Origin of the sequence: Prosthecobacter sp., assembly GCF_020439865.1 — a bacterium.
GTDB lineage: Bacteria > Verrucomicrobiota > Verrucomicrobiia > Verrucomicrobiales > Verrucomicrobiaceae > Prosthecobacter.
This window is the reverse complement of record NZ_JAGRPF010000159.1, coordinates 1-4,142: the sequence shown is the minus strand read 5'-3', so window position 1 is coordinate 4,142 and position 4,142 is coordinate 1. Positions and strand designations below refer to the sequence as shown.

The 4,142-nt window shown below is 61.2% G+C and carries 4 protein-coding genes; 3 read left to right on the top strand and 1 reads right to left on the bottom strand.

Features of this window, described 5'->3' with window-relative positions; translation table 11 throughout:
- A partial coding sequence (locus KDL09_RS19460; protein ID WP_294388921.1) for a tetratricopeptide repeat protein occupies positions 1-1,270 on the bottom strand: 1,270 nt, incomplete at its 3' end.
- 111 nt (positions 1,271-1,381) lie between these two features.
- Here KDL09_RS19460 and KDL09_RS19455 point away from each other — a divergent pair.
- From KDL09_RS19455 to KDL09_RS19445, 3 genes are all read left to right on the top strand, one after another.
- Positions 1,382-2,293 (top strand): alpha/beta hydrolase, encoded by a 912-nt coding sequence (locus KDL09_RS19455; protein ID WP_294388919.1) that lies wholly within the window; start codon positions 1,382-1,384, stop codon positions 2,291-2,293.
- Between the two features lie 128 nt (positions 2,294-2,421).
- Positions 2,422-3,690, top strand: a complete 1,269-nt coding sequence (locus KDL09_RS19450) for a glutamate-5-semialdehyde dehydrogenase (RefSeq protein WP_294388917.1) — start codon at positions 2,422-2,424, stop codon at positions 3,688-3,690.
- Between the two features lie 194 nt (positions 3,691-3,884).
- Positions 3,885-4,142 (top strand): peptidoglycan-binding domain-containing protein (locus KDL09_RS19445; protein WP_294388916.1); only part of this gene is annotated, 258 nt, incomplete at its 3' end.

The window sequence follows — 4,142 nt, the reverse complement described above, 5'->3', positions numbered from 1 at the left end:
TCGACGGTGCATTCGGCAATGGAGGCACCGGAAGCAAGGCGGGCTTCTCCGTTTCAGGCACCGGGGGCAACAACGAACCGGCTCCCGGCGCAGTTGCGCCCGGACGCAGCGGAAGCGTCGGCTCCTGCAGCGGGATGGGTCTGAAACCATCATCTCCGGTGCGCATCTTGGGTTTTTGGCTCAATCGAGCTAGTTCCGGCGCCATGGGACCGACATAGTCATCGCGTGATTTCAAATTTTCGGCAGTGAGCGCCGTATAATCCTGCCCCGGTCCCTTCCTGGCGTCTGCCACGCCTTCTGGATCTGAAGCGGCGAGTTCAGCCAGAAGCGTGCGAGCTTCCGCAGAAACTTCGGGGGAGCCAAATTTGAGCGCCTCATTGAGGTAAATCGCCGCCGCCTTGGTTTTGCCAATTCGCTGGTAGAATTTTGCCACGGTTAGCGACTGGTTGGCCTCCGCCGTATTGACCTGATGGAGAATCATCTCCGTCTCCTGCTTGCGCTCTCCGCCGGGATTGGAGGCAATGTAGGTGCGCAGGGCATCACGTGCCGCGAGCAGATTCGAGGCGTCCTCGCTGCGTTGTGCGGCGATGTTGCTGATGGACCCGATCCGGAACTGCGCTTCCGCAGCCTGCGAGGTGTTAGGATAGTTTTCCACCACTTTCTGATAAGCGGCCACGGCCTTGTCCTTCTCTTTCATGTCCTGCTGGATTTCAGCGATGCTGAACTGTGCCAGCGGCGCGAACTTACCGAAGGGTGCATTCTTGATGATCTGCTCGTAAAACCCGATCACATCAGACGTCTGCATTTTCATCGGCACCAGCAACAGCCCGCGCTGCTTTTTCCCGCCCTTCGCTTCTTCGGCGATCTCATACTCCATCTCGATGGCCTCGCTGAAGTGAGGGTTGTCGTGGTAGGTCAGAATGAATGACTGAAAGGCTTCGAAGGCGTCGTCCATCTTGCCGACATGACGGATGATGACCGCGTTTTGAAAGGACGCTTCCGCAGCACTCGGCGTGAAGGGGTATTGCTTCATGATCGCCTGATACAAAGCCTGAGCCTTGCTTGTTTTGCCTGCGGTCTGCGCCTGCCGGGCTTCAACAAGCAGAGCAGCGGCCGAAGCCTCCTGGGCTTCACGCTCGCTGGCCATGGGAACCACCCTGTCCTTCTTTCCCGAGAAGGGCCAGATGGCGAACGAGGGAGTGGCCAGAGCGAGGCAGGAAACGGCACATGCCAGAATGCCTGGCAGGCGAGCGTGGGGGAGGTACTTCATCGCCTCGATAGTAAGTTCTCGTTAAGCTTGCGTCAAGATGACAACACGCCCGCCCGCCGCCTCTTTCTGACGCCCTTGTCTTGGCTTCTCTCCCGGTTTATGGGAGCCTTCATGCGACTCTCCGTCCTCATCGCCCTATTCGTCCCGGTTCTGGCCCAATGTCAGAGCAGCCCGTCCGGCTATCGTGTGGTGCGCGGTCTCGACTACGTGGGCGCAGGCAATCCTCGCCAGACCCTCGATCTCTATCTGCCGGAGACCAAAACCACCCTTCCGCGTCCCCTCGTCGTTTTCATTCACGGCGGTGGCTGGGAAACTGGCAGCAAGGAGGACAACGGCTTCCTTCTCGAACTCATCAAGGACCGTGACTTCGCCGGGGCCAGCCTCAACTACCGCCTCACCGACCAGGCCATCTGGCCCGCGCAGATCCATGACTGCAAGGCCGCCATCCGCGCCCTGCGTGCTCATGCGGCGGAAAACCAGATCGATCCCGACAAGATCGCCGTCTTCGGCATCTCCGCCGGCGGGCATCTCGTCAGCATGCTCGGCGTCAGCGGCGGCGTGAAGGAACTGGAGGGCGACCTCGGCCCGAATCTCACGCAAAGCAGCCGCGTCACCTGCGTGCTCGACTTCTGCGGCCCCTCCAACTTCCTCACCTTCGCCGGCAAAGGCACCATCATCGACGTGGACGATCCCAAGACAGGACTCTCCAAGCTCATCGGCGGCACCGTCAGAGCGAAGTCCGATGTCGCCAGAAATGCCTCGCCCGTGACCTACATCACCAGCGACGACGCCCCCTTCCTCATCATCCACGGCGACAAGGACAACATTGTCCGCTATGCGCAGGCCACCGAGTTCAAAGCCGCGCTCGAAAAAGCGAAAATCCCCGCCGCCCTCATCACCGGCACCGATGGCGGCCACGTCTTCTTCAGCCAGCCGCTCGTCGAGCGCATGCGCGCCTTCCTAGACCGCCATCTGCTCGGCAAAGACGTCCAAGTCCCCGATGGAGCCGTTCCTTCCAAGTAACTCCGTCGCTCAATCGTCCCGGTTGCCGCCATCCAATCAGACCTGGCCGAAAGAGAGGAAAGAGATCCAAAATCCGTCTCTTTTTCCTTTGTTCTCTTTTTCGGCCATGCCATGAACCCAGAACTTCAATGACCGATTCCGAAATCCAGTCCGCCATTCTCGACATGGGCCGCCGGGCCCGCGCCGCCTCCTACGCTCTCGTCAAGCTGACCACCGCGCAGAAGAACGCCATCCTGCTCGCGATGGCCGATGAACTCATGGCACGCCAGGACGCCATCCTCGCCGCCAACGCCCTCGACCTTGCCCGCGCGGAGCAAAACGGTCTCAGCAAGGCCATGATCGACCGCCTCACGCTCGATCCGAAGCGCCTCAAGGCAGTCGCCGACGCCGTGCGCGAAGTCGCCACCCTGCCCGACCCTGTTGGCGAAAAGCTGACCGACTGGACACGCCCTAACGGCCTGCACATTCGCAAAGTGCGCGTCCCTATCGGCGTCATCGGAATCATCTTCGAATCACGCCCCAACGTCACCACCGACGCCGCATCGCTCTGCTTCAAGACCGGCAACGCCACCATCCTCCGCGGCGGCAGCGAGGCCATCGACAGCAACCGCGCCCTCGCCGCTGCGTTGCAGGCCGGGGGCGAACGCGCCGGCCTGCCGCCGGACAGCATCCAGCTCATCCCCTTCACCGACCGCGCCAGCGTCGAGCACATGGCGAAGATGGATCAATACCTCGATCTCATCATTCCACGCGGCGGCAAAGGCCTCATCGAAAAAGTCGTCGCCACCGCCCGCATGCCCGTCATCAAGCACTATGACGGCGTCTGCCACGTCTATGTCCACGCCGATGCCGACCAGCAGATGGCCGCCGACATCATCGTCAATTCCAAGTGCCAGAAGCCCGGCGTCTGCAACGCCCTCGAAACCATCCTCGTCCATCAGGACGCCGCCGCGTCGTTCTATCCGCTCATCGGCAAACGTCTCGCCGAATCCAAGGTCGAAATCCATGGCGACGCCACCGCGCTGCAACATCTCGGCGTGCCTGCGAAAGCGGCCACTGAGGAAGACTGGACCACCGAATACCTCGACCTCATCGTCGCCATCAAGACCGTTGCCGGATTGGACGAAGCCATCGCCCACATCAACCGCCACGGCTCCCACCACACCGAAAGCATCATCACGCAGGATCGCGCCGCCGCAGAGCGCTTCCAGCACGAAGTCGACAGCGCCGTCGTCCTCCACAACGCCAGCACCCGCTTCAACGACGGCGGCGAATTCGGCTTCGGCGCCGAGATCGGCATCTCCACCGACAAGCTCCACGCCCGCGGCCCCATGGGCCTGGCGGAACTGTGCAGCTACAAGTATCTCGTCGATGGAAATGGGCAGATCCGGAACTGACGCCTGCACAGAAGTTCCCACCCCATTCCAATGTTTTTTCGGATGCGGCATGTCTTGCCTCCGGCATGGCACTTTTCCTGCCTCACTTCATCCGGAGTGACGAATCTTCCTCTTGCAGGCCGGTTCATCCCCACTCTGTTTGGATTCGTAATCCCCCGAAAGGCTTCTCCGTCCACACGGCTTCTTTGTTTCCCATGAAACAGTCCTTCGTTCGCCTCTTAACGTTTCTCATCGCTTTCGCCAGCACGTCAGCGGCGATCCCTGATCCGCTGCCCAAGGCTCCTGAGCCCGTCGACGACATTCTGCGGCTGCAGATCTTCCTCGACACTCGGCTCTTCGGCCCCGGCAAGCTCGACGGCCGTCCCGGCGAGTTCACCACCAAGGCGCTCAAGCGTTACCAGACGGCCCACGGCCTGCCGGAGACCGAGATGGAAACGCACACGCTGGATCTC